Genomic DNA, 25,371 nt, shown 5'->3' with positions numbered 1-25,371 from the left:
TTTCGCGTTTTAAAAACAAGGAGGTACATATGGGCAGATTACTCCAAAAACCAGAAACAAAAGAGGTCTCTGAAGGTGTTACAATCGTTCAAGCCATTACAAAAGGGAATTCTCCTTTAGAATTTGTTGAATTCAAAATAATGGAGTTAACTCCAAACGCTATATATTCCGAATCGTTAGTTAACAAGGAGTGTTGCATTGTCGCTCTTACGGGAAAGATCAACGTGACCGTAGGAGAAGAAATATTTAATGATTTAGGGACACGTGATAGCGTATTTGATAAAGTACCTACTGATAGCATTTACGTGTCAAATGATAGGGATTTTAAATTAGAAGGAATGACCAAGGCTAGAGTAGCGCTGTGTTATTCACCTTCTGATAAGCAACTTCCAACTAAATTGATTAAAGCGGGAGATGTTGGCGTAGAACATAGGGGCATTTTGAGCAATAAGCGGATGGTGCATAATATCTTGCCTGATTCAGCTCCGTATGCGAACAGTCTTCTAGTGGTCGAAGTATACACGGAAAGCGGCAACTGGTCGAGTTATCCTCCGCATAAACATGATCAGGATAACTTACCAAATGAGTCATTTTTAGAAGAATCTTACTATCATGAAATGAACCCACCTCAGGGGTTCATCTTTCAGAGAGTATATACTGATGACCGTTCAATCGATGAGACCATGTCCGTTGAAAACGGCGATGTCGTACTTGTACCGGCGGGCTATCATCCGGTGGGAGTGCCTGACGGTTATGAATCTTATTACTTGAATGTCATGGCTGGTCCGACTAGGACTTGGAAATTTTATAATGATCCCGATCATGAGTGGATCCTGAATCGTTAAATGAAAAGGAGCTGTTAACCGGATGAACTATACATTTAAAACCGATAAGGAATATGACTTGATTGCCATTGGCCGTGCTTGCATTGACTTGAATGCCAATGAATATAACCGCCCTATGGAAGAGACCATGACATTCACAAAGTATGTGGGCGGTTCACCTGCCAATGTTGCTATCGGAAGTGCAAAGTTAGGCCTGAATGTCGGATTCATCGGTAAACTGGCCGATGATCAGCATGGCCGTTTCATCGAGCGTTATATGCGTGAGGCAGGTGTGGATACATCAAATACGGTGATTGACCAAGAAGGGCATAAAACGGGACTTGCCTTCACGGAAATTAAAAGTCCTGAAGAATGCAGTATCCTTATGTACCGGGAAAATGTAGCCGACCTTCATTTAGCACCTTCGGAAGTGGATGAAGCATATATCAAAAAATCAAAGATCCTATTGGTTTCAGGAACGGCCTTAGCGAAAAGTCCATCACGTGAGGCAGTGTTAAAAGCGGTCAGTCTAGCGAAAAGAAATCATGTAAAAGTCGTATTTGAACTGGATTACCGTCCTTATACCTGGAATTCCATTGAAGAAACCTCCGTTTATTATTCGTTAGTTGCGGAGCAATCAGACATTTTGATAGGCACGCGTGATGAATTTGATGTAATGGAAAATACCGTAAAAGGTACAAATGCAGAGACCGTCCATCATCTGTTTAAACATTCCGCAGATCTAGTGGTCATCAAACACGGTGTCGAAGGTTCATATGCGTATGCCAAAACGGGCGAAGTATTTAAAGCGAAGGCTTATAAAACGAAAGTCTTGAAAACTTTTGGCGCAGGAGATTCATATGCTTCCGCTTTCTTATATGCGTTAGTAAGCGGCAAAGGGATTGAAAACGCTTTAAAGTTCGGCAGTGCTTCCGCATCAATCGTAGTAAGCAAGCATAGCTCATCTGAGGCGATGCCCATTGCAGAAGAAATCGAGGGTTTGATTGCTGAACGAGTATAAGGAATTTATCTACATAGAGGGGTGAACATAGATGGGAAGAGTAAGGTTGACGACAGCCCAAGCTTTAATCAAGTTTTTAAATCAGCAGTACATTCATGTAGATGGTGAGGAGTTCCCATTTGTTGAAGGTATTTTTAATGTATTCGGTCATGGGAATGTCGTTGGTATCGGTCAGGCACTCGAACAGGATGCCGGTCACTTGAAAGTGATTCAAGGAAAGAATGAGCAAGGGATGGCACACGCAGCGATCGCATACAGCCGGGAAATGCTCCGCCGAAAAATTTATGCCGTCACTACATCTGCCGGGCCAGGTTCTGCCAACTTGATAGCTGCTGCGGGAACGGCACTTGCCAATAATATTCCTGTCCTTTTACTTCCAGCAGATACATTTGCCACACGCCAGCCAGATCCCGTACTTCAGCAGCTTGAGCATGAGCATAGTACGGCCATCACTACCAATGATGCTTTTTTGGCAGTATCAAGATATTGGGATCGCGTCACTCGCCCAGAGCAGCTCATGTCCAGTCTGATCCGTGCCTTCGAGGTGATGACCGATCCTGGGAAAGCAGGGCCGGCAACGATATGCATCTCACAGGATGTAGAAGGAGAAGCTTTCGATTACGATGAGCAATTTTTTGAAAAACGTGTTCATTATTTGGATCGGAAAGCTCCGGTGGAACGGGAGCTGCGTGGGGCGGCTGAGAGGATTAAAGCAAGTAAGAAGCCGATCATCATCGTCGGTGGTGGAGCAAGATATTCAGGAGCAAGGGATATTTTGATTAAGCTTTCGGAAAAACATAACATTCCACTTGTGGAAACACAGGCCGGTAAATCTACTGTGGAATCATCTTTTCCGAAGAATTTGGGCGGAGTCGGAATTCTCGGTACAATGGCTGCCAATAAAGCGGCCCGCCAGGCAGATCTCGTAATTGGTGTCGGGACCCGTTATACAGACTTCACGACCTCTTCCAAAACTGCCTTTGATTTTGAAGGGACTAAGTTTTTAAACATTAACGTCAGCCGTCTTCAAACCTATAAATTAGATGGGTTTCAAGTCGTGGCCGATGCAAAAGTGGCGCTAGAAAAACTTGAAGCGTTACTGGTGGGATATGAAACGGAATATGGGGAGTCGCTTAAGGAATGGAAAGGAGAGTGGCTCATTGAACGTAATCGTTTAAGTAAAGTGACTTTCAGCCGTGAAAATTTCATGCCTGAAATCAAAAGCCAGTTTTCACAGCAAGTCTTGAATGAATACTCGGATACATTGAACACTGAATTGGCACAATCCACTGCGATGGTCGCAATAAACGATACAGTCAATCCAGACAGTGTGGTCGTCGGTTCAGCCGGATCACTTCCCGGTGATTTGCAGCGACTCTGGCATTCAAGCGTACCAAATACGTACCATCTTGAATATGGTTTTTCCTGCATGGGCTATGAAATTGCAGGAACTTTAGGAGCAAAGCTTGCCCATCCGGACCGAGAAGTCTATGCAATGGTAGGTGACGGCAGTTTCCTGATGCTTCATTCTGAATTGATTACATCCATCCAATATAATCATAAAATCAATGTTTTATTGTTTGATAATTCAGGCTTTGGATGCATCAACAATCTGCAAATGGAGAATGGCAGCGGAACATATTGCTGTGAATTCAGAACACATGATAATAAAATCATGAATATCGATTATGCAAAAGTGGCAGAAGGTTACGGGGCCAAGACTTATCGGGCCAATACAGTGGATGAGTTGAAAGACGCATTGGAAGATGCAAAAAAACAATCGGTATCTACATTAATAGAAATAAAAGTCCTGCCGAAAACGATGACGGATGGTTACGACTCTTGGTGGAATGTTGGCGTGGCAGAGGTTTCGGAACAAGAAAGTGTTCAAAAGGCATATGAAGTGAGACAAGAGAAATTAAAAAGGGCCAAACAATATTAAAAGGGGGCATTCAGAAAATGGAGGAGATTTCGTGGGGGATTGCCCCAATTGGCTGGCGAAATGATGACATTCCGGAAATCGGGGCTGAAAACACCTTGTCCCACCTTTTAAGCGATATTGTCGTGGCAGGATTTCAGGGGACCGAAGTAGGGGGATTTTTCCCGGAACCGGCAGTCCTGAATAAAGAACTTCAGCTTCGAAATTTAAAAATCGCCGGTCAGTGGTTCAGCAGTTATATCATTCGTGATGGCATCGAAAAAGCAGAAGGGGATTTCCGTGAACACTGCCAATATTTACAGGCGGTCCATGGAGATGTAGCGGTAGTATCCGAACAGACTTACAGTATCCAAGGCGGAAGGAACGATGTATTCAACGAAAAGCCTCACTTTACAGATGAGGAATGGGGAATATTGTGTACGGGCTTAAACAGACTTGGGGATATTGCCAGTCTATACAACTTAAAACTTGTGTATCACCACCATATGGGGACAGGTGTCCAGACCTTGACTGAAATTGATCGCCTGATGGAGAATACAGAAAAAAATGCAGTGCATCTGTTATATGATACTGGACATATTTATGTATCTGATGGTGAATGCATGTCTCTTTTACAAAAGCATATTGACCGCATTGAGCATGTTCATTTCAAAGATGTAAGACATAACGTGCTGGAACGGTGTCGGAAAGAGGGGAAATCATTTCAAGAATCATTTTTAGCCGGCATGTTCACTGTGCCTGGTGACGGCTGTATTGACTTCGTCGAAGCTTATCATACATTACTGGAAAATCATTATAAAGGCTGGATTGTTGTAGAAGCTGAACAGGATCCGTCTGTTGCCCATCCATTGGAATACGCATTAATCGCTCGCAAATATATAAATGACAGACTGCTCTTGGTTCAAGATTAAAAACCGGAAAGAAGTGAATAATTTGAGTAATGATGGAAATCAAATGGCATTCTTACGCAAGATTATTATTATCTCGACGTTGGGCGGTCTTTTGTTCGGCTATGATACAGGTGTCATTAATGGCGCATTGCCGTTCATGTCCGAAGCTGATCAACTTAACCTCAATTCACTTACGCAAGGACTTGTAGCAAGTTCACTTCTTTTAGGCGCTGCACTTGGAGCATTTCTTGGAGGGCGTCTTTCGGATTATGCCGGCCGCCGCAAAAATATTCTTTTTCTTTCGATACTTTTCTTCTTTTCCACCATTGGATGCACGTTTGCTCCGAATGTTACGGTCATGATTATATGCCGTTTTCTACTCGGACTTGCAGTAGGCGGGGCGTCCGTAACCGTCCCGACTTATTTGGCGGAAATGTCTCCTGCAGAACGGCGCGGCCGGATCGTCACCCAAAATGAATTAATGATTGTGAGTGGACAGCTGCTCGCATTTATCTTCAATGCCATTCTTGGGACAACGATGGGGGACAGTTCACATGTCTGGCGTTACATGCTGGCTATAGCATCATTACCAGCCATACTTCTTTTCTTTGGCATGATCAGGTTGCCTGAAAGTCCAAGGTGGCTTGTGTCCAAAAATAAAAATGAAGAGGCCCTGAAGGTATTGAAAAAAATTCGCAAAATAGATGAGGCAGAAACAGAATTTCAAGGAATCAAAGCAACATTTGATGAAGAGAACCATGTTAAAAAAGCTACATTTAAAGATTTGACCGTCCCGTGGATACGAAGAATTGTCTTTCTTGGAATGGGGATTGCCATCGTCCAGCAAATAACGGGCGTTAATTCGATCATGTACTACGGTACCCAAATTTTAAAAGATGCAGGTTTTGCAACAAAAGCTGCATTGATCGGAAATATTGCAAACGGTATCATTTCCGTTTTGGCCACGTTTTTAGGTATTTGGCTGCTTGGTAAGATTGGGCGTCGTCCAATGCTTTTAACCGGATTGATTGGAACGACGGCAGCTCTGCTTTTGATTGGCGTATTTTCTTCCCTTCTTGAAGGATCCGCCGCCCTTCCATATATCATTTTGTCCTTGACCGTCACTTTCCTTGCTTTTCAGCAGGGGGCCATTTCACCGGTTACTTGGTTGATGCTTTCAGAGATCTTCCCACTTCAAGTACGTGGGCTGGGTATGGGGGTCACTGTATTTTTCCTTTGGGGTGTGAACTTTCTCATAGGCTTAACCTTCCCGGTCTTACTTGATAAAGTCGGATTGTCTACTACATTCTATGTCTTTTTCGCTTTAGGCATTTTGGCTATCATCTTTGTGAAAAAGTGTTTACCGGAAACGAGAGGACTTACACTTGAACAGCTTGAACAAAATTTCCGTAATCACGGAAAAGAACCGGTTAAGGAAATTACAAAAGTAATATAAGAGTTACAGAGTATAAAACAAGATACCTATAATAGGAGGAATATGACCATGACATTAAATATTGGTGTAATAGGAACGGGAGCCATCGGCCGGGAGCATATTAAAAGAATTACTGGCAAATTATCCGGAGGGAAAATTGTGGCTGTAACCGATGTGAATGAAGAGGCGGCAAAACAGGTTGTGAAACAATACGGACTTGATGCACTTGTATATCCGGATGACAAATCACTAGTAACCTCGGAAAATGTGGATGCTGTGCTCGTTACGAGTTGGGGCCCTGCTCATGAGCAAAACGTATTGAATGCGATTGAAGCTGGGAAATATGTGTTCTGTGAAAAGCCATTGGCGACGACTGCGGAAGGCTGCAGGAGAATTGCCGAAGCGGAAATGAGACACGGGAAGCGTTTGGTGCAAGTTGGTTTTATGCGCCGTTATGATAGCGGTTACGTACAATTGAAAGAAGCCATCGATAGAAATGAAATTGGTGATCCGCTCATGGTTCGCTGTGTACACCGCAATCCAGAAGTGGATGAAAAATATACAACGGAAATGGCTGTCGTTGATACATTGATTCATGAGATTGATGTATTGCATTGGCTAATCAGTGATGATTACAAATCCGTTCAAGTCATTTACCCGAAGAAAACAAGTCGTGCACATGCTAACTTAAAAGATCCTCAACTCATCATATTGGAAACGAAAAGCGGGATTGTCATTCAAGCGGAAGTATTCGTGAATTGTAAATATGGTTATGATATCCAATGTGAAGTCATTGGTGAAGAAGGGGTTGCGCATCTTCCTGAACCAGCGAGCATCGTTACAAGGAAAGGCTCAAAACGGAGCACGGAAATCTTAATAGACTGGAAAGACCGTTTTATGGATGCATATGATATAGAGTTGCAAGATTTCATAGATTCCATTAAACAGACAGGTCAACCGAATGGTCCGACTGCGTGGGACGGATACATTGCCTCTGTAACAGCAGATGCTTGCGTGAAAGCGCAAGAATCAGGACAGAAAGAATTAGTTGAACTTGCCGAGAAGCCAGATTTTTATACGGGGAAAATCACTGTACAGTGAACTTTGTGATACAAACGATGCATGGAGACGAAAAATATACTCATTCTTCATATAGGGGGAAAGACAATGAAACTAGCATTGGATCCTACGATGTATGCCAATTTATCTTTAAAAGAAATGGTCGATAAAACAGCGGAATTAGGCTATGAATATATCGAACTGTCACCGAGGGAAGATTTTTGCCCATTTTATAAATACCCGAAAGTGGATAAGGAACAGATTAAAAATTTGAAACGCTGGTGCAGCGACGCTGGAGTGAAGATATCATCCTTGCTTCCACTATACTACTGGGCCGGTCCTGATGAGGAACGACGCCAAGCTGCAGTCCGTAATTGGAAACGCGCCATTGAAGTGGCAGTGGAATTGGATGTTGACTTGATGAATAGTGAATTTAACGGTTCTAAATTCAATGAAGTTATTTGTGAAGAAAAATTCATTAAATCAATGGATGAGCTCCTGCCTGTTTTTGAAAGGGAAGGCGTTAAACTGAATTTGCAGGCACACCCATTCGATTTCATCGAAACGCATGAGGGAGCGATGGATATGATTCGTGCCCTTGACCGTCCGTGGATCAACCTTGTGTATTCAACCGCACATACATTTTTTTATGATGATGGTAAAGGCGATATTGCTCCTATGTTTGATTCTGCAGGTGATCGCCTGCAACACGTCTTGTTTGCGGATACTTTCAATCATAAAGCATCCAACGGACTCCGATATATCGTCAATCCTCCAGGTGTCGAGGCAACCGTCCACCAGCATTTGAACATCGGCGAAGCGGAAGTTGACTTTGATACGATCTTCAAAAAGCTAAATGAAATGAATTTTGACGGCATTGCCACAAATGCTGTATTCGCTTGGATCGACAAGGCAGACTGGTCAAGTAAGCTTATGCTTCAAAAAATGAGGGACGGTTTGGGTTTAGCAGAAAGAATTGGAGGTTGACAGAATGAAGCTTTGTTTCAACCAAGCTACGACGCTTGAAAATTCCAACTTGGTCAAAGATCTCAAACACTGTGAAACACATGGTTACGATTATATCGAAATCCGTACAATGGATAAATTGCCTGAGTATTTAAAAGAGCACTCCATTGATGAACTAGCTGAATTTTTTAAGGCGAATCATATTAAGCCACTTGCCTTCAACGCGCTTGTATTCTTTAATAATCGGGATGAAGTCGGCTATAAGGCGATAATCGACGAATTTAAAAATATGATGATCATGGCGCAGAAACTAGATGTGAAATACGTGGTGGCGGTTCCGCTCGTAACGGAAGTGAAAATATTGAAAGAAGATATAAAAAACAGCTGTGTGGAAGTATTGACGGAGCTTTCCGACATCTCAAAACCGTATGGTGTTAAAATTGCTGTGGAATTTGTCGGGCATCCGCAATGTACAGTGAATACATTCGGTCAGGCATACGATATTGTTGAAACAGTCAATCGTGACAATGTTGGGGTGGTGCTAGATTGTTTTCACTTCCATGCAATGGGTTCCAGTTTGGAAGATTTGAAGAAAGCGGATGGATCTAAAATCTTTATTTTACACATTGATGATACAGAGGATTTTCCAATCGGTTTTTTGACGGATGAAGATCGGGTATGGCCAGGGCATGGAGCCATAGATTTAGACAGCATATTATCCGTATTGAAGGGAATTGGTTATTCTGACGTCGTCTCTGTTGAATTGTTTCGTCCGGAATATTACAAACTGGACGCAGAAGAAGCCATTAAGACCGCAAAGGAAACGACAATTCAAGTTATTTCGAAATACTTTGCGCTTCAGCACGTTTGAGCGATACTGATAGTTTCGGAAAACAGGAGGTGACGGAATCATGCCTTTAGTATCAATGAGAGAGATGCTTGAAAAAGCAAAAGCAGAAAGTTACGCGGTGGGTCAATATAATATTAATGGTTTGGCATTCGCCCAATCGTTTTTACAGGCTGCTAATGAGGAACAAGCGCCGATCATACTTGCGGCATCGGACAGGCTTGTTGATTATCTTGGCGGATTTAAGACGATTGCGGTTATGGTGAAAAGCCTTATGGAAGAAATGGACATTATGGTTCCGGTTGCTCTTCATCTTGATCATGGAATGGATGTGAAACGCTGCAAGAAAGCGATGGATGCGGGATTTACATCGGTCATGATCGATGGATCCCATCATCCAATTGATGAAAACATTGAAATGACCAAGATGGTTGCCGACTATGCCCGTCCAAGAGGCGTTTCTGTTGAAGCCGAAGTCGGGACAGTCGGAGGGACGGAAGATGGTCTCGTCGGCGGTATTCAATATGCAGATCCCAATGAATGCATGCGGATTGTAAAAGAAGCGGAAATTGATGCACTAGCGGCTGCTTTGGGCTCCGTTCATGGCCCATATCAAGGAGAACCTAAACTTGGTTTTGAGGAAATGGAATTAATTTCGAACATGACGAATATACCTCTCGTCTTACATGGCGGCTCCGGTATTCCGCTGCACCAAATCAGAAAAGCGATTAAGCTTGGACACGCTAAAATAAATGTCAATACGGAAAGCATACAAGTGTGGGCAAAGACGATTCGGGAAGTATTGGCTGTTGAGGAAAAAGTATACGAGCCACGCGCCATCATCACACCAGCAAAAGAAGCTATCATCTCTGTCGTGAAAAGAAAGATGGCAGAGTTCAATACGAGTGGAAAGGCTTAAGATCGAAAAGGTGTTCCCAATTACCGTTGCGGGCACCTTTTAGTATATACAGCTTAGGATGAAGTGTGGATTTAAAGAGGAAGTGATGCAATGACTCCGTTACATAAAGCTAGAAATAGACTTTTATTTTTAGTGCTTTCATTTATTTTTTGGTTTTCAAATTTCATTTATATTCCTATTTTATCCCCTTACCTAGAGTCTATTGGAGGGGATTATACATTTATCGGCATTGTATTAGGCAGTTATGGGCTAATGCAATTTCTCTTCCGGCTTCCATTTGGAATCTTTTCCGACCTTATAAAAGTAAGAAAACCATTTATTATCTTTGGGATGGTCGTGAGTACGCTGAGTTGCGTGACATTTGCATGGGCAGATAGTTTAGGCTGGATCCTTTTGGCCCGGTCATTAGCTGGAGTTGCCGCGGCAACGTGGGTAGCGTTCACCATTTTATTTTCCAGTTATTTTTCTGAACGTGATCTTCACCAAGCGATGGGCAGTATCTCGTTGTCTGTAGTTTTAGCACAGCTGCTTGGAATGATGGTCAGCGGATACATTGTCGATCAATGGGGATGGCACGCGCCTTTTTGGATGGGAGGGATAATCGGTTTCGTTGGTATCGTCCTATCGCTTTTTATTTACGAATCGAACGAAGATTTTCAGAAAGAGCCTATTAAATTGAAAGAATTGGTATCAGTCATGCTTGAACCGGCACTTTTAAAAGTATCATTCCTATCCATTCTCGCTCACGGCATCATCTTCACGACAATGTTCGGCTTCACCCCAACATTTGCTTTAAAACTTGGACTTCAGACAAGTGAGATCAGCATCGTCATCTTTTCATTCATGATTCCCCATGCAATTGCTACCTTGCTTAGCGGGAAAATATTCGTACCATTATTCGGACAATGGAAGTTACTCAAACTAGCTTTCTGTCTAACGGCCATTTTTACGACATGTATGCCATTTATAGAGACGAAAGGGATGCTTTACCTAATACAAGGATTGAATGGATTCTCATTAGGCACTCTTTTTCCATTGTTTTTAGGAATGGCGGTGGAGTCGATTCCCCTTGAAAAAAGAGCGACGGCCATGGGGGCATATCAAGCAATCTACGCGATTGGTATGTTTGCTGGACCTTTAATTGCGGGAGTATTGAATTCACATATAGGTATTTCAGCAGGATTTTATTTCTCGGGATCACTAGGTGCAATCGCTGTGTTCTTCATGATTGTATGGAGTCACCTTGAAAGGAAAGCAACAGAACAGAATTTGAAGTTGAACTAAGTGACGTGGAAGGGATTTTAGTTTAATAGAGGAGGAATGAATTATGAAGGTTGGTTTAGTCACTGATATTTTAGGTTACATGCCCTTTGAAGAGATGCTGGATACATGTGTGGATCTGGAGATAGAAACCCTGGAGCTTGGATGTGGAAATTGGTCGGAAGGGCCACATATTGATTTGGACGGACTTCTTGGCAGTGCCGCAAAACGAAAGCAATTTTTAAATGAATTACATATAAGGGGGGATTAGAATTGCGGCATTAAATTGTTCTGGCAATCAGCTTGATCCATCAGAAGAAGGAAGCATACATAAAGCTGTTGTGGATAAGACCTTTCAGCTTGCAGGGCTTTTAGGTGTCGAAACGGTTGTCATGATGTCGGGGTGCCCTGGCGGTGGACCAAGTGAATTGACGCCAAATTAGCTGACATATCCCATTTTGCCCTCTCATTTTGAGATGCTCCAATGGCAATGGAATGAGGTGGCATTCCCTTATTGGGAAAAAGATGTGAAAACAGCACATGAACATGGTGTTCGAAAGGTTGCCATCGAAAATCTTGGCTGCAATTTAGTATACAATCCTGAAACACTCTTTAAATTAAGGAATGAAGTCGGTGATACGATCGGCATGAATTTTGATCCGAGTCATTTATTTTGGATGGGTGGTGACCCCATCGCAGCTTTAAGGGCTTTAGGAAGCGCAGTTTATCATATTCACGCAAAAGATGTCCGGTTGGAAAGAGGAATATATGATGTCCAGGGATTGATTGATGTGAAACCAATGCATCAATACGCAGGAAGATCATGGAATTACGTTGCACTTGGATATGGGCACGATAGTGGCTGGTGGAAAGAGTTTTTTACCATCGTTAAAATGATTGGTTATGAAGGACCGGTCGTTCTCGAAATGGAAGATTTAACAATGGAGCCTTTAACAGGCGTTAAAAAATCCATGAATGTTTTGAAAGAAACGTTGCTTAGAGAATTCGATATTTTAACATGAAGTCTAAATTACTTTATAATGGAATTAATGATAATGACAAAAAGAGAAAATAGGCAGGTGGAAGTATGAAAATGAGCGATGTGGCGAAATTGGCCAACGTATCTCCTGCAACCGTTTCAAGAGTGCTCAGACAGCCGGATTTAGTCAGCGAAGATACCAAACAAAAAGTGCTGCAGGTGATTGAAGAGATGAATTACAAGCCTCATATGATTGCCAGTCAGTTCAGGACAAAAGAGACAAAAATCATTCTTGTTGTCGTTCCGGATATAACAAGGCCCTTTTTTTCCGAAGTGCTTCGGGGCATTGAACATACAGCTGTAGAAAATGGCTATCAGGTTATATTGGGAGATACGGAAAACGACATTGAACGGGAAAAGGAGTACATCGATTTGCTTTACAAAAAGCAGGCGGATGGAGCATTACTCCTTACGGCTAGAATGAACAGGGAAAGCCTGGAAAATCTTTCGAATCAATTCCCGATTGTCCTGGCATGTGAATACGTAGACGGTCTGGACATCCCAACTGTATCGATCGACAATGTAAGCAGTGCCAGAAAAGTAACGGAACATTTAATTAAGTTGGGGCATACACGAATTGCCCATATTACGGGGCCCATGAACACCATCCTTAGCCGGGATCGTTTAAAAGGATTCCAGGGGGCGATGATGGATCATCACTTAAAGGTCTACCCGGAATTCGTCCAGGAAGGGGATTATGGCATTGATTCAGGTTATGACCAGATGGTGAAACTATTATCGCTTGAAAGCAGGCCTGATGCAGTGTTTGTTTTTAATGATGAAATGGCGCTGGGAACTGTAAAGGCAATACAGGACCATGGATTGAGCGTTCCTGAGGATATTGCTGTCGTTGGTTTTGATAATTTGAAAATAGCTTCGATTTTTAACCCTCATATTACGACCATTGACCAGCCTAAGTACGAAATAGGGAAAAAAGCGACGAACTTATTGCTGACTTTAATGAAAGGCGGAACGGTTGAAAAGAAAAAATTCGTTTTCAAGGATGAGTTGATCATTCGCGAATCTTGTGGTTTCAAATTGGAAAAAGGCTTGAATGCATAAAATAGTTTGGCAGGATTGCTATGTTGAGGGGCTTCCTTTTATGGGAGGCCTTTTTTGTATATCCCAGTTATTTCTATCAAGCCGGTTCCCTGCTATCCCTGTTGCCCTGGTCTAACCACCGGTAACCTGGGCATAGGGATTAACGACACCTTAAGTGAATAGAACAGAACAGAATTTCTTCTTTTTTATTTTTCAAGCCGAATTTAAAAATATTTTTTGTATTTCTTTAATTTATAGATGACTGTTGGCTGACTGATTCCCAAATGATCTGCCATTTCGTATGTGGTTTTACATTGTTTCCATGCTTTGGCAATCAGTTGCATTTCAATTTTTTCCAGTGTCTGCTTTAAATCGAATTTCTCCTCACATTCCTGTTCGATTTCAAGGAAAGTGGAATCTTCAGGCTGTTCCATTTGCCCTGTGATGGATTGGGGAAGGTGTTCAGGATATATATTGGTTTCCTCAATTGTGAGGATTAATCGTTCAATTAAGTTTTCTAATTCTCGAATATTTCCTGGCCAATTATAATGAGTCAATACTTCATAAGTCGTTGGATGGAATTTTTTGAATTTCCGGTATTTATCATTGATCTTCTGTAAGTAATGCTGTATTAAGAGAGGTATATCTTCTTTACGTTCGTGTAAAGCAGGAATTTGGATGGGAATCACATTCAATCGATAAAATAAGTCTAGCCTAAACTTGCCTTCACTTACCATTTTCTTTAAATCTTGATTTGTTGCGGCAACCAGACGGAAATTAATATGGTTTTCTTTTTTTCCACCGATGCGCTTTATCTTTTTTTCCTGTAATACATTCAGTAATTTGGCTTGCATGGCAAGTGGGAGTTCCCCGATTTCATCTAAGAAAAGAGTTCCGCTATCAGCCTGTTCAATCAGGCCCTGTCGCCCTTGTTTGTTTGCCCCTGTAAATGACCCAGGCTCATAGCCGAATATTTCTGATTCGAACAAGCTATCAGGTATCGTGCTGCAATTCACTTCAATAAAAGGTTCTTTCTTTCGGTTGCTCTGATCATGAACGGCGCGAGCAAATGTACTTTTCCCTACACCGGATGGTCCTAATAAGAGAATCGTCGCATCAGTTTTTGCAACATTATGGATCGTTTTTAAAAGATGCTTTGTTTCATAACTTCTAGCATTCATGTCATGGTAATCCAATTCTTTTTCTCTTAAATCCTCGACTTCCGTTTGATAGCCCTTTACCTTTCGTTGTAATTGCTCAAATTGATCTTGCAATTGCAGAATCTCGGTTTGATCCTGACCATAGCTGATTACCCTAGCGAGAATGCCTTCCTTATTAAAAATGGGATAGCCTGTCGACATGACCACATGACCCGTTTTTGTTTGTTGCATGATCCGCTGTGCTTTCTTTTCTTTTAAAACAAGTGCGTTGATGGAAGGAGTTAGAAGTCCTTCTTTTTCTAATTGATAGACGGATCTTCCGATGTAAGAGTCACTTTCCATCCCATAAATCTCCCAAAGCTTTGGATTGGAATACAGAATGATTCCATCCTGATCGGTAATGAGGATGTTATTATTCGATGTTTCAATGATTTTCTTTAATTCTTCCTCCAGCATTCCGTCGTACATGAGTTCCACTCCTTTGGATATAGGGATTTTGCTTAATTAAAATATAAATCAAAAAGTCGGAATAATCAAAAACTAAATCAAAAAATATGAAATTGATTAAGTTTTTAATCAAATGATGAAAAAGAATAACGAAAATCCTTATTAATGGCAGGGGAAAAGTTGGCGCGAATCTTGCTTAAGTAAAAGGTAAGATGAAAAATTCCGAACGCTTAATCAAAGCTATGGAATGAATAAAGAAAATTTAGGAGGATGTAACATGATGAAGTATCAACCGAAAGACTCATTCAAATCACCCCGTTTTTGTGGAGTACGTACGTTCATGCGGCTTCCATTTGTTGAACAGGTAGATGAACATATGGATTTTGTCATTACGGGTATTCCATTTGATTCCGGGCAATCATTTAGAACGGGTGCGAGATTCGGACCAGAAGCCATTCGAGATTTTTCCATCCTTTTACGCCCTTATAATCCAGAACAAGATATTAATATTTTTGATTATATATCAGGGATTGATTATGGGGATATTCCGATCATTCCGGGCTATATTTCAGAAACGTATAAAAAGATTGAGGAAGAGCTTACTCCTGTCATTGAAAAAGGGATCATTCCCATTTCATTAGGGGGCGATCATTCTATCACTCTAGGGGAGCTGCGTGCAATCGCAAAAAAACATGGACCGGTTGCCCTGCTTCAATTCGATGCTCACTCAGATACGTGGGATAGTTATTTCGATCAAAAGTACAATCATGGCACCGTTTTTCGCCGCGCAATAGAAGAGGGTCTCATCGATGTATCGCGATCTCTCCAAATTGGTATGAGGGGTGGTCTTTACGGGCCGGAAGACCTTCAGGATGCTCGGGATTTAGGCTTGGGTGTTTATACGACGAACGATTATAAACGAATCGGCGTCGAAAAAATGCTAGAGGTCATTCACGAGCGAGTTGCTGACGGGCCTGTCTTTTTATCTTTTGATATTGATTTTTTAGATCCCGTTTATGCACCTGGAACGGGGACACCGGAAGTTTCAGGGGCCAGCATTGATGATGCTTTAAGCTTTGTAAGAGGATTGACGAATATAGATTTTGTCGGATTCGATCTTGTTGAGGTTTTACCTGCATATGATCATGGACAAGTCACTGCCGCCGCCGCGGCTAATATTGTCTACGAATTCATCACACTCATCGCTCTCGCCAAAAAAGGAAAACTGGAGGGGAAACAGAAAGTGGAAGATTTGGAAACGCAGCTTAACAACTAGTTTCCATTCAAATGGAAGGGATCGGAGGAAAATCCCTTCCTTCCATCCTTAACAAAATGGGATATAAAATAAAACAACCTTAAAAGGAGATGTGTACATGCATATTTTGGATATATCAATCATGATTCTTTACTTTTCTGTTTTAATCATTGTGGGAGTAATCGGATCTAAACGGGCAAAAACAGCAGATGATTTCATTGTAGCAGGGCGTAATCTCGGTCATTTTATGTATTTATCCTGTTTGGCTGCTGTTATATTAGGGGGAGCTTCTACTCTAGGAACAGCAAAGTTAGGTTATCAGTTTGGGATATCCGGTATTTGGCTAGTGGTGATGATCGGGCTCGGGATTATCGCAATCGGGTTGTTTTTAACGAATAAAATCTTTGATTTAAAAGTACTGACGATCAGTGAAATGCTTGAGAAGCGTTACAATTCTCAAACGCAATTGGTAAGTGCCTTGGTCTCGGTTATCTATACATTCATGCTGACTGTAACGCAAGTGATCGGGATGGGGACGATATTACATGTTTTGGCTGGTTGGAATTTAACGGTTTCCATGATAGTCGGAGGTGGAATCGTTTTATTTTATACAATATTAGGAGGAATGTGGTCAGTCACCATGACTGATGTAGTACAATTCGTCATCATGACGGTCGGGATTTTCTTTATCATGCTCCCAATGAGTATCTCTAAGGCAGGAGGGTGGAGCTCACTTAAAGAAAATCTCCCTGCATCACATTTTGAGTTAGGCAACATTGGCGGAGAGACCATTTTTCAATATTTTTTACTTTTTACTTTAGGTGTAGTTGTTGGACAAGATATTTGGCAGCGTCTTTTTACCGCACGAACCAAAGCGGTCTCTCGTGGCGGTACGGTTGGAGCTGGAATATATAGTGTTTTTTACGCGATTGCAATAAGTATCATAGGAATGTGCGCTTTTATTATTCTTCCTAATTTAGGAGATCCACAAAATGCATTTACTAGTATAGCAATGGAAACTCTACCTGCTGGCCTATTGGGGGTTGTCATTGCAAGTGTGGCCTCAGCCCTAATGTCCACTGCTTCAGGAACATTGCTCGCTTCATCCACCTTGGTTGTTAATGACATCATTAAAAAATACATCGGCCCAGGAATGAGTGAACGACAATTTTTAAAAACATCACGGTATACTACTTTAACGATTGGTGTATTGACCATAATCGTTGCGATATGGATACAAGATATTTTAGTTGCACTGGATGTAGCTTACGCAATCTTATCCGGCGCTGTGTTCTTTCCAATCATTCTTGGCTTCTTTTGGAAGAGAGTCACGGCTAAAGCTGCATTCTACTCCATTCTAGCTAGCATGATCGTTATTATTGTTGGATTGGTCATTAAAGGACCATCCTCCACTCAACCCATTCTATACGGACTCGCTACTAGTTTTGTCGTGATCACTACCCTTACTTTCCTTAGCCCCAATAATGAGGTAAAGCAAGATGTAACGGAGAAAGCGGACATGGACACCCTGGCTAATTGATGGTAGGGAAAAAATGAGGAAAAAGAATCGAGGAGGACAGAAAAATGACAAAGATAATTTCCCTGCAACCCGCGACATTCAATACAATGGAAGAAGAGCGTAATCACCGGAAAGAAAGGTTGGCAGCTTCCTTCCGTCTTTTTTCAAAGTTTGGTTTCGATGAAGGGATAGCTGGCCATATTACGGTCCGCGATCCTAAATATACAGACCATTTCTGGGTCAATCCGTTTGGGATGCATTTTAGTCAAATTTCCGTTTCCGATCTTATATTGGTTAATCATAAAGGTGATATTGTAGAGGGGGAACATTCGGTGAATGGTGCTGCCTTTGCCATTCATTCGGAAATCCATAAAGCACGACCGGATGCCATTGCAGCGGCACATGCTCATTCGGTATATGGAAAGACATGGTCTTCTTTAGGGAGACTGCTAGATCCGATTACGCAAGATGCCTGTCAATTCTATAAAGACCATGCATTGTTCGATGATTTTACTGGTGTGGTTTATGCATCTGAAGAAGGAAAACGCATCGCTAGGGCTTTAGGTCAACACAAAGCTGTCATCCTCCGCAACCATGGTCTGCTTACGGTGGGCCAATCTGTAGATTCAGCTGCTTGGTGGTTCATAACAATGGAACGTTCATGTCAAGCGCAGATTATGGCCGAATCTGTCGGTAAGCCCATTTTTATAGAGGAGGAGTATGCAAAATTAACAGCAGAACAAACGGGCACGGAATATGAAGGATGGCTGAGTTTTCAACCACTTTGGGATAGAATTAGAAAAGAGCAACCAGATTTCTTGAATTGATCATAAAGCACAGCATGGCATTCGACTTGACATCTCATTTATTAAAGAAAAAGGAATCGTAGGTTCTTGAGGAGGTTTTATCATGTCAGAATCAAAGAAAGCAGCTCCTTCACTTTATATAAGGGTGGATATACCGGAGAAATACATCAATGAGTTGAAGGAGATTTGTTCTGATGTCGTTGTCGAACCATGGGAATTCGGCGAACCTGAACCACAGCCAACCGTAGATCTATCTAAGTTTGATGTTCTTTATACAATGGGAATTCATGATAACCTCAGCATTCTTAAAAAGGCTCCAAAGATTGAATGGGTCCATTCAGACAGTGCGGGAGTGGAGGCCATGCTTAATGTAGATATTCAAAACAGCGATGTCACCATCACCAATGTCAAGGGTTGCACATCTGTCCCGATTGCGGAGCATACGATTGCGATGCTATTTTCGTTAGCAAGAGGTATGCCGACAATGATCAGAAATCAAATGAATAAAAAATGGGTTGAAATTCCTGTGACAGACCTTGAGAATTCGACAGTTGGGATAATTGGGTATGGTGACATTGGCTTTGAGATAGCAAAGCGATGTAAAGCACTTGGAATGACCGTTATTGGCTGTCGCCGAAATCCCGCCAAGAGGAACGAAGAATATGAACCTGCTGATTTGATAACGGGTATGGATCAAGTGGATGAGGTCATTTCACGGTCCGATTTTGTCGTCTTGGCGCTCCCGTTTACGAAAGAGACATCGTATTTTTTTAATGAAGAGCGATTAAATAAAATGAAAAAAGGCAGCTATTTAATCAATGTAGGCCGTGGCAATACGATTGTGGATGAAGATTTAATTGAATCCTTGAGCAACGGGCACATAGCAGGTGCCGCGCTCGATGTGTTCGAAGTAGAACCTTTACCTGAAGATCATCCTTTCTGGCAGCTGGAAAATGTCATTGTTTCCCCACATAATGCCTACAACTCTGCCAAACACCTAGACCGTGTGATGCAGTTATTCTTGAAAAATTTAAAGCTTTTTTCTGAAGGTAAACCATTAATGAATGTTGTTGAAAAAAAACTTGGTTATTAACAGCAATAGTTATGTTGAAAGGAAAAGGAAAGTTCAACTGAATGGCGAATTTCGATTTTCCAAAAATATGATGAGTACGAGGGCAGACTCTAATTGGGTTTGCTTTTTTTGTTTTAAATACCACTGCATCATGTTTTTCTTGTATAGGACAATCTCTGATCAGGAAAAGCTTGATGTAAGGAGGCGATGTATGAATGGGTACTTTCGAAGTTATTTCCCTGATGCTAAGCTTTGGCATGTTTGTAATTGCTATTCTTGATTTTAAAAATCAAGACAAGAATCCTTGAAGATAACGAAAGATGATTATGAAAAGTAATGGAGCGTTTTTTTAAAGAAGGTAATGGATTCCGATTCCCAATTTGAAGAGAACACCAGTTATGAGGTGTTCTTTTTGTTGTATAAGTATCTAAGCCAGCCAACTTTGACAAAACAATGAAATGTCAGTATAGTCCTAATAGACCAGTTGATATAATATTAAGGAGTGATCCAGCTATGGCCGAAAAAAGAAACTCTAAAGACATTCTTATTGAAGTTGCTTCCCGACTTTTTCGAATACGTGGATATTATGGGGTAGGGCTTAAGGACATTATTGAAGAAAGTGGCATTCCAAAAGGTTCGCTGTATCATTATTTTCCGAAGGGCAAAGAAGAATTGGCGATTGAAGCGATCAATCATACTAAAGAATTCGTCATTAATGAAATTCAACGGGGATTTGATGAGATCGATGACCCAATTAAAGCGATTCAGGCTCATATTTTTCAATTATCCGAGCTTTTTGGTGAAAGTGAAAATCTATTAGGACTGCCGATCGGTACGATAGCGGCGGAAACATATACGACAAGTGAGCCGATAAGAACAGCCTGTCAAGAAGCGATAGAAGAATGGCAATCCATTTATGTGAAAAAATTGCTTGAGGCAAAATACAGTGAGAAACGGTCAAAGGAATTGAGTATCGTAATAAATGCTTTAATTGAAGGTGGCATCCTATTATCTTTAACGGCAAAAAATGGGGAACCTCTCCAAGCCATTGCGGAACAAATACCTTTATTGTTGATAAATAAATAAATAAGTCATTCGGAAACATTATTATAAGCTTTGGTCGATACGGTTAATTGGAGGAATTATTTTATGTCTACAAATGCAACACAGCAACAAAACCCAGTCATAAGAACGACCCCTATATTAATTTCATTTTTAATTGCGGGGTTCATTGGGTTATTCAGTGAGACGGCTTTAAATATGGCGCTAGGGGACTTAATACAGGAATTCACTATCAGCCCTTCCACTGTGCAATGGCTGACAACAGGTTACTTATTAACCTTGGGGATACTGGTTCCGGTTTCCGGGCTCTTGATCCAGTGGTTCAATACTCGTCAATTATTCATTGCCTCAATGGTGTTCTCGATCTTCGGGACACTCCTTGCAGCAATCGCACCTGGGTTCGGCCTCTTGATGCTGGCTCGCGTCATCCAGGCAATCGGAACGGGTCTTTTACTGCCGCTTATGTTCAATACCATTTTGGTTATTTTCCCGATCCATAAAAGGGGAGCTACGATGGGGTTGATGGGACTTGTGATCATGTTTGCACCTGCCATCGGACCGACAGTTTCAGGTCTTATCATCGAAAATCTGAAATGGAATTACATTTTCTGGGTGACTTTACCGTTCTTTGTGATCGCATTATTATTTGGTCTCAAGTATATGCAAAACGTTTCTACGATCACCAAACCAAAAATCGACGTACCTTCCATCATTTTATCGACAATCGGTTTTGGGGGAATCGTTTATGGCTTTAGTATTGTAGGAGAATCAGGATGGAGGAATGCTATTGTTTTATCCTCTATCATTGTTGGCCTTATCGCGTTATTCCTGTTTGCAGTAAGACAATTCAATATGGAGAGACCGATGATTGACTTGCGCGTTTTTAAATATCCCATGTTCACGTTAGGGTTAATCACCGTTTTCATAACCTTCATGATTATCATGTCTTCCATGATTCTCTTACCGTTATACTTGCAAACTGGGCTGGCATTAGCTGCATTTTCTGCTGGGCTTGTACTTTTACCGGGAGGAGTGCTTAATGGTATCATGTCCCCGTTTACGGGTCGCATTTTTGATAAGTTCGGACCAAGGGGATTAGTGATCCCGGGATTCATTATCATGATTGCGATGTTATGGTCTTTGATGAACGTGACGACCGAGACTTCTATCATGATGGTAATCGTCATGCATACTTTCCTTATGATTGGTGTTTCGATGGTCATGATGCCCGCCCAGACAAACGGGTTGAATCAACTGCCGAAAAATCTTTATCCGGATGGAACGGCTCTTATGAATACATTACAACAAGTGTCGGGAGCCATTGGTACGACGGTTGCGATTACCATCATGTCAGCAACACAAAAAAATTATATGGCAAATGCGAAGGATCCATTAGATCCATCCGTCATTAGCGGATCATTGACTGCAGGCGTTCAAGATGCCTTTATTTTCGGGCTACTCCTTGCAATCATAGGTTTGATCGCGTCGTTCTTTATCAGAACAGCACGAGATTAATAGGAAAATATATATGTACAAAAGATAAGTCCAGCAGGGAAAAGGTTTTCCCTGTCTGGCTTTTTTTGTGTTGATTAATCCGCTGCAGGGCGGAATAGCTGGGCTGCGGGCAGAATTAGATGGTAATCCGCCAACAAATTGGAATTTCGAATGGTTTTGTTGGTCTTTTTTACCATTTCTCTGAAATGACGTTATAACAAGAGTGAATTATTTGTAAATTAACCCGTTTTCGGATAGTCTTACAAAATGATAGTTACCAAAAGTTAGCTCTTTCTAAAAAAAAACAAAGTGGTTAACAGGAGGAATTTTAATGAAGCAAATTAAAACTAAAATTTTTGAACCGGTAACAGTTGGTGCATGGAATTTAAAAACAAGAACTGCGATGGCCCCTATGACACGGTCGTTTGCTGATAACGAAACTGGTGTTGTGAATGACCTGACCGTAGAATATTACCGTAAACGGGCAAAGGATGGAATCGGACTTATCATTACAGAAGGTGTAGTGATTTCTCCAAGAGCAAAGGGGAATCCAGGAGTTCCGGGGATTTACACTCAAGAGCAAATCGACGGGTGGAAAAAAGTAACGGAAGCTGTTCACGCTGAAGGCGGAACGATTATTGCACAAATCTGGCATGTCGGCCGTGCAAGCCACCACGAACTTGCAGGAGGACTTCCACCACAGGCTCCGTCTCCTATCGCTGCTGAAGGAAAGGTTTCACGATTCGGGAAACCCTTTGATATTCCTGAAGAAATGACTGAGGCGGAGATTGCAGAAGTAGTGAGCCAATATAAACAAGCTGCGCTAAATGCAATGAATGCTGGCTTTGACGGTGTGGAAATTCATGGTGCACACGGTTACTTAATAGATCAGTTTAATTCTGACACTTACAATAAAAGGACGGATCGGTACGGCGGTGATTTAAAACAGCGTCTAACATTTATGAAGGAAGTGTTAAAAGCGGTCATCGACGCTGTTGGAGCGGACCGTACCCTTATTCGTTTCTCGGCTCTGAAGATTGACCAGCCAGCTTATATGTGGGATGACCCTGAAGCAGCGATAGGAACATTTATTGAGGCTTTCCATGAAGCAGGAGTCAAAATGATTCACCCTTCCACGATGGAATTTACCAAGCCAATTGCAAAAGGATTGACCATGCATGAATTGGTACGCAGTCATTGGGATGGAGTTATAGTTGGTGTAGGCGGGCTTGATGTAAAAACAGCAGAAGCCGCACTCGAAAAAGGCATCATTGACGTTGCTGCAATTGGACGTCCGCTTATTGCCAATCCGGATTATCTGGCACGAATTAAGCAGGATGAAAAACTTGTTGAATATGAAGCAAAGAAACATTTAGGGCAATTGATTTAAAAACAAATAAGACTCTCGCTTGTTTCTGTAAATATACCGTCTTGAACATCATTAACTGATGCGATTCTTCAATAAGAAGAATCGCCTTTTCCTTATGGAGCAATAGGGAAGAAAGGAATATATTTTGTAAATCTACTAGAAAGAGAGGGGATACCAATGGAGCGTATTATGGTTATAGGAGTGTCCGCGGGTGTTGGAAAATCTACTTTTGCAAGAGGGCTTGGAGAAAATTTAAATATCGAAGTACATCATTTGGATACATTCTACTGGAGACCTGGCTGGGTGGAAGCTCCATTAAATGATTTCATTTCTGCTCAGAAGGAAGTATTGAGTCATAACAAGTGGATAATAGAAGGCAATTATAGTGATTCTTTTGCTTTACGTTCGGAGCATGCCGATACGATCATTTATTTAGAACTACCTCTACATGTTTGTCTTTACCGTGTTGTAAAACGTCGCTTGTCTTATATTGGTAAAACACGACCTGATATGTCTGTAGGCTGCAATGAAAAATTAGACTGTCAGTTTGTTAAATTTATAATGAACACCTATTTTCCTCGCAAGAAAAAAATGAAAAACGTACTTGGAGAACTTCAAAGGACGAAGCCAGAAAAGCAAATAGTCATTTTAAAAAGTAAGCAAGAAATTGAAGGATATTTGCTAAATAGGAAGGATTAAGCCCTATGGTTGTCCTGGGGCCATTTCCATTTCAAAGTAAATCACCGTTTTCTGCCCCAGCTGCAACATCCCTTTTTGTTTTTTTTGAAGTCGCGATCATTTTGGCTTCAGTTAGTGTCACATTCATAAAATTTTATACATATTATGTAAGCTTGTACATACATATTTATTAAATAACTTTGGGACAGGAGGACACTGGTTAAAATATATTTGAATTTGGGTGATGGATAAAAATGTTTAAAACACGAAAAGTTAGATCCGATAAAAAATATACTATTAAACCAACGATTCCAGTAAAACTTAAAGAAACATTAAATAAAATATCATATATCACGACAACACCGGTTAAAGATGTTGGAGCGTTTATTTGTGAATCAAGTTTATATTCAAAACAAGTCATTGAAATGTTATCCGTACATTTCAGAAGAACGTATCAATTTAATAATACGGTGTATTTTGGAGAACTTGAAAGAAGGTCACTTCAAAGAGAAAAGTATAATGTACCAACGGATAGAGCTACAATTCGTTTCATCGAATCTACTAATGAACAAATTAATGCTTTGGCATACTCCTTAGATGTTACTCCATCTAAAGCAACCGCCGTGTTATTGGAAACAGGCATCAAGAATCCAATCATAATCAACGATTGTTTTATCTATTATTTACAGAAAAAGATAGATCCATCACGAATTATAGAGTTAAAGAAACTTATAAAGTTTATCAATGATCATAATCCTTATGAGGAAGAAATATCTTGGTCCGAGATTTTATCCACTGAAGTACAACAACAATGATAGAGCAATCACCGGATTTGTTTTAAAAAATAAATACGTGAAATCAAGTATAAGAATTTAATAGAGTGGATAGACTAATAAAAAAGGAGTGGGAGATTATGGAGACTAAAACTAAAGAAGAAACGAAAGAAATGTGGAGCGAAATTAATCAATGCATAACTCGATTAATTGATGAAAAACATGACTTGTCCTTTCAGAAGAAAAGCAATGATAATTATATCAATCTATATATTCAAACAGCCGTATTACACACCTTATTTGGACTCTCGGATGAACTTAGGAGAATTGAAAGGAAATATACTGAATTGTGATTTTTCTAGACAGGTCTCGTGATTGTGAAACAGTACCCCCCCTAGGTTAAATGTCTGACAGACAGTCACCTAAGGGCTAGGGCAGGAGTATACCTGACTCTGTGTCCAGTATACTCTTATCACTTCCAAGTGGAGTAAATGCA

22 protein-coding genes and 2 pseudogenes are annotated in these 25,371 nt (G+C 41.1%); 23 read left to right on the top strand and 1 reads right to left on the bottom strand.

Annotated elements, in window-relative coordinates:
• Window positions 1-29: 29 nt before the first annotated feature.
• The 12 genes and pseudogenes from iolB to ACQKMH_RS15610 all read left to right on the top strand — a co-directional run bounded on the left by iolB (window position 30) and on the right by ACQKMH_RS15610 (window position 13,261).
• Entirely contained in the window at window positions 30-845 is an 816-nt protein-coding gene (gene iolB, locus ACQKMH_RS15665) for a 5-deoxy-glucuronate isomerase (protein ID WP_427588396.1), read from the top strand.
• Window positions 846-867: 22 nt separating this feature from the next.
• Window positions 868-1,845 carry a 5-dehydro-2-deoxygluconokinase gene (gene iolC, locus ACQKMH_RS15660; protein WP_427588395.1) on the top strand — a complete coding sequence of 326 codons (978 nt, stop codon included), beginning with the start codon at window positions 868-870 and terminating at the stop codon, window positions 1,843-1,845.
• A gap of 31 nt (window positions 1,846-1,876) precedes the next feature.
• A complete protein-coding gene (gene iolD / locus ACQKMH_RS15655; RefSeq protein WP_427588394.1) occupies window positions 1,877-3,787 on the top strand; it encodes a 3D-(3,5/4)-trihydroxycyclohexane-1,2-dione acylhydrolase (decyclizing) in 1,911 nt (636 codons plus the stop codon).
• A gap of 17 nt (window positions 3,788-3,804) precedes the next feature.
• Entirely contained in the window at window positions 3,805-4,695 is an 891-nt protein-coding gene (gene iolE / locus ACQKMH_RS15650) for a myo-inosose-2 dehydratase (RefSeq protein ID WP_427588393.1), read from the top strand.
• Window positions 4,696-4,717: 22 nt separating this feature from the next.
• On the top strand, window positions 4,718-6,130 hold the full coding sequence (locus ACQKMH_RS15645; protein WP_427588392.1) for a sugar porter family MFS transporter: 1,413 nt from the start codon (window positions 4,718-4,720) through the stop codon (window positions 6,128-6,130).
• A 48-nt stretch (window positions 6,131-6,178) separates the two neighbouring features.
• Window positions 6,179-7,210 carry a Gfo/Idh/MocA family protein gene (locus ACQKMH_RS15640; RefSeq protein WP_427588391.1) on the top strand — a complete coding sequence of 344 codons (1,032 nt, stop codon included), beginning with the start codon at window positions 6,179-6,181 and terminating at the stop codon, window positions 7,208-7,210.
• 66 nt (window positions 7,211-7,276) lie between these two features.
• Window positions 7,277-8,155, top strand: coding sequence for a sugar phosphate isomerase/epimerase family protein (locus ACQKMH_RS15635; RefSeq protein ID WP_427588390.1), 879 nt, complete (start codon window positions 7,277-7,279; stop codon window positions 8,153-8,155).
• A gap of 4 nt (window positions 8,156-8,159) precedes the next feature.
• Window positions 8,160-9,005 (top strand): 2-keto-myo-inositol isomerase, encoded by an 846-nt coding sequence (iolI, locus tag ACQKMH_RS15630; RefSeq protein ID WP_427588389.1) that lies wholly within the window; start codon window positions 8,160-8,162, stop codon window positions 9,003-9,005.
• Window positions 9,006-9,045: 40 nt separating this feature from the next.
• Window positions 9,046-9,900 (top strand): class II fructose-1,6-bisphosphate aldolase, encoded by an 855-nt coding sequence (fba, locus tag ACQKMH_RS15625; protein ID WP_427588388.1) that lies wholly within the window; start codon window positions 9,046-9,048, stop codon window positions 9,898-9,900.
• Between the two features lie 90 nt (window positions 9,901-9,990).
• Window positions 9,991-11,184 (top strand): MFS transporter, encoded by a 1,194-nt coding sequence (locus ACQKMH_RS15620; RefSeq protein WP_427588387.1) that lies wholly within the window; start codon window positions 9,991-9,993, stop codon window positions 11,182-11,184.
• Between the two features lie 43 nt (window positions 11,185-11,227).
• Window positions 11,228-12,182 (top strand): annotated as a pseudogene (locus ACQKMH_RS15615) (sugar phosphate isomerase/epimerase family protein).
• Window positions 12,183-12,247: 65 nt separating this feature from the next.
• Entirely contained in the window at window positions 12,248-13,261 is a 1,014-nt protein-coding gene (locus ACQKMH_RS15610) for a LacI family DNA-binding transcriptional regulator (protein ID WP_427588386.1), read from the top strand.
• Window positions 13,262-13,464: 203 nt separating this feature from the next.
• On the opposite strand, the gene ACQKMH_RS15605 is transcribed toward ACQKMH_RS15610, so the two are convergent.
• Entirely contained in the window at window positions 13,465-14,868 is a 1,404-nt protein-coding gene (locus ACQKMH_RS15605; protein ID WP_427588385.1) for a sigma-54 interaction domain-containing protein, read from the bottom strand.
• A 256-nt stretch (window positions 14,869-15,124) separates the two neighbouring features.
• Here ACQKMH_RS15605 and speB point away from each other — a divergent pair, with 256 nt between their 5' ends.
• From speB to ACQKMH_RS15550, 11 genes and pseudogenes are all read left to right on the top strand, one after another.
• On the top strand, window positions 15,125-16,123 hold the full coding sequence (gene speB / locus ACQKMH_RS15600; protein WP_427588384.1) for an agmatinase: 999 nt from the start codon (window positions 15,125-15,127) through the stop codon (window positions 16,121-16,123).
• Window positions 16,124-16,220: 97 nt separating this feature from the next.
• On the top strand, window positions 16,221-17,642 hold the full coding sequence (locus tag ACQKMH_RS15595) for a sodium:solute symporter (RefSeq protein WP_427588383.1): 1,422 nt from the start codon (window positions 16,221-16,223) through the stop codon (window positions 17,640-17,642).
• Window positions 17,643-17,686: 44 nt separating this feature from the next.
• Complete coding sequence (locus tag ACQKMH_RS15590) at window positions 17,687-18,448, top strand: class II aldolase/adducin family protein (protein WP_427588382.1); 762 nt, start codon at window positions 17,687-17,689, stop codon at window positions 18,446-18,448.
• An 82-nt stretch (window positions 18,449-18,530) separates the two neighbouring features.
• On the top strand, window positions 18,531-19,520 hold the full coding sequence (locus ACQKMH_RS15585) for a D-2-hydroxyacid dehydrogenase (protein WP_427588381.1): 990 nt from the start codon (window positions 18,531-18,533) through the stop codon (window positions 19,518-19,520).
• A 194-nt stretch (window positions 19,521-19,714) separates the two neighbouring features.
• Window positions 19,715-19,807, top strand: coding sequence for a putative holin-like toxin (locus tag ACQKMH_RS15580; protein WP_230157323.1), 93 nt, complete (start codon window positions 19,715-19,717; stop codon window positions 19,805-19,807).
• 205 nt (window positions 19,808-20,012) lie between these two features.
• Window positions 20,013-20,585, top strand: coding sequence for a TetR/AcrR family transcriptional regulator (locus ACQKMH_RS15575; RefSeq protein ID WP_427588380.1), 573 nt, complete (start codon window positions 20,013-20,015; stop codon window positions 20,583-20,585).
• Window positions 20,586-20,648: 63 nt separating this feature from the next.
• Window positions 20,649-22,076, top strand: coding sequence for an MDR family MFS transporter (locus tag ACQKMH_RS15570; protein ID WP_427588379.1), 1,428 nt, complete (start codon window positions 20,649-20,651; stop codon window positions 22,074-22,076).
• Window positions 22,077-22,401: 325 nt separating this feature from the next.
• Window positions 22,402-23,445, top strand: a pseudogene (locus tag ACQKMH_RS15565) (alkene reductase); the annotation flags it as partial.
• A 156-nt stretch (window positions 23,446-23,601) separates the two neighbouring features.
• Window positions 23,602-24,123, top strand: a complete 522-nt coding sequence (locus tag ACQKMH_RS15560; protein WP_427588378.1) for a topology modulation protein — start codon at window positions 23,602-23,604, stop codon at window positions 24,121-24,123.
• Window positions 24,124-24,356: 233 nt separating this feature from the next.
• Window positions 24,357-24,917 (top strand): hypothetical protein, encoded by a 561-nt coding sequence (locus ACQKMH_RS15555; RefSeq protein WP_427588377.1) that lies wholly within the window; start codon window positions 24,357-24,359, stop codon window positions 24,915-24,917.
• A gap of 98 nt (window positions 24,918-25,015) precedes the next feature.
• Window positions 25,016-25,228 (top strand): hypothetical protein, encoded by a 213-nt coding sequence (locus tag ACQKMH_RS15550; RefSeq protein ID WP_427588376.1) that lies wholly within the window; start codon window positions 25,016-25,018, stop codon window positions 25,226-25,228.
• Window positions 25,229-25,371: the final 143 nt, after the last annotated feature.

It is taken from the genome of Peribacillus sp. NPDC097895, assembly GCF_050277555.1.
GTDB lineage: Bacteria > Bacillota > Bacilli > Bacillales > DSM-1321 > Peribacillus.
The sequence above is the reverse complement of the archived record's forward strand: the minus strand, read 5'-3'. Positions and strand labels throughout refer to the sequence as shown.

What these genes read in the sequence shown, in the direction of transcription:
- iolB (WP_427588396.1), top strand. Translation starts at nt 30, where the DNA reads ATGGGCAGATTACTCCAAAAACCAGAAACAAAAGAGGTCTCTGAAGGT.
- iolC (WP_427588395.1), top strand. Translation starts at nt 868, where the DNA reads ATGAACTATACATTTAAAACCGATAAGGAATATGACTTGATTGCCATT.
- iolD (WP_427588394.1), top strand. Translation starts at nt 1,877, where the DNA reads ATGGGAAGAGTAAGGTTGACGACAGCCCAAGCTTTAATCAAGTTTTTA.
- iolE (WP_427588393.1), top strand. Translation starts at nt 3,805, where the DNA reads ATGGAGGAGATTTCGTGGGGGATTGCCCCAATTGGCTGGCGAAATGAT.
- ACQKMH_RS15640 (WP_427588391.1), top strand. Translation starts at nt 6,179, where the DNA reads ATGACATTAAATATTGGTGTAATAGGAACGGGAGCCATCGGCCGGGAG.
- ACQKMH_RS15635 (WP_427588390.1), top strand. Translation starts at nt 7,277, where the DNA reads ATGAAACTAGCATTGGATCCTACGATGTATGCCAATTTATCTTTAAAA.
- iolI (WP_427588389.1), top strand. Translation starts at nt 8,160, where the DNA reads ATGAAGCTTTGTTTCAACCAAGCTACGACGCTTGAAAATTCCAACTTG.
- fba (WP_427588388.1), top strand. Translation starts at nt 9,046, where the DNA reads ATGCCTTTAGTATCAATGAGAGAGATGCTTGAAAAAGCAAAAGCAGAA.
- ACQKMH_RS15620 (WP_427588387.1), top strand. Translation starts at nt 9,991, where the DNA reads ATGACTCCGTTACATAAAGCTAGAAATAGACTTTTATTTTTAGTGCTT.
- ACQKMH_RS15610 (WP_427588386.1), top strand. Translation starts at nt 12,248, where the DNA reads ATGAAAATGAGCGATGTGGCGAAATTGGCCAACGTATCTCCTGCAACC.
- ACQKMH_RS15605 (WP_427588385.1), bottom strand. Translation starts at nt 14,868, where the DNA reads ATGTACGACGGAATGCTGGAGGAAGAATTAAAGAAAATCATTGAAACA.
- speB (WP_427588384.1), top strand. Translation starts at nt 15,125, where the DNA reads ATGATGAAGTATCAACCGAAAGACTCATTCAAATCACCCCGTTTTTGT.
- ACQKMH_RS15595 (WP_427588383.1), top strand. Translation starts at nt 16,221, where the DNA reads ATGCATATTTTGGATATATCAATCATGATTCTTTACTTTTCTGTTTTA.
- ACQKMH_RS15590 (WP_427588382.1), top strand. Translation starts at nt 17,687, where the DNA reads ATGACAAAGATAATTTCCCTGCAACCCGCGACATTCAATACAATGGAA.
- ACQKMH_RS15585 (WP_427588381.1), top strand. Translation starts at nt 18,531, where the DNA reads ATGTCAGAATCAAAGAAAGCAGCTCCTTCACTTTATATAAGGGTGGAT.
- ACQKMH_RS15580 (WP_230157323.1), top strand. Translation starts at nt 19,715, where the DNA reads ATGGGTACTTTCGAAGTTATTTCCCTGATGCTAAGCTTTGGCATGTTT.
- ACQKMH_RS15575 (WP_427588380.1), top strand. Translation starts at nt 20,013, where the DNA reads ATGGCCGAAAAAAGAAACTCTAAAGACATTCTTATTGAAGTTGCTTCC.
- ACQKMH_RS15570 (WP_427588379.1), top strand. Translation starts at nt 20,649, where the DNA reads ATGTCTACAAATGCAACACAGCAACAAAACCCAGTCATAAGAACGACC.
- ACQKMH_RS15560 (WP_427588378.1), top strand. Translation starts at nt 23,602, where the DNA reads ATGGAGCGTATTATGGTTATAGGAGTGTCCGCGGGTGTTGGAAAATCT.
- ACQKMH_RS15555 (WP_427588377.1), top strand. Translation starts at nt 24,357, where the DNA reads ATGTTTAAAACACGAAAAGTTAGATCCGATAAAAAATATACTATTAAA.
- ACQKMH_RS15550 (WP_427588376.1), top strand. Translation starts at nt 25,016, where the DNA reads ATGGAGACTAAAACTAAAGAAGAAACGAAAGAAATGTGGAGCGAAATT.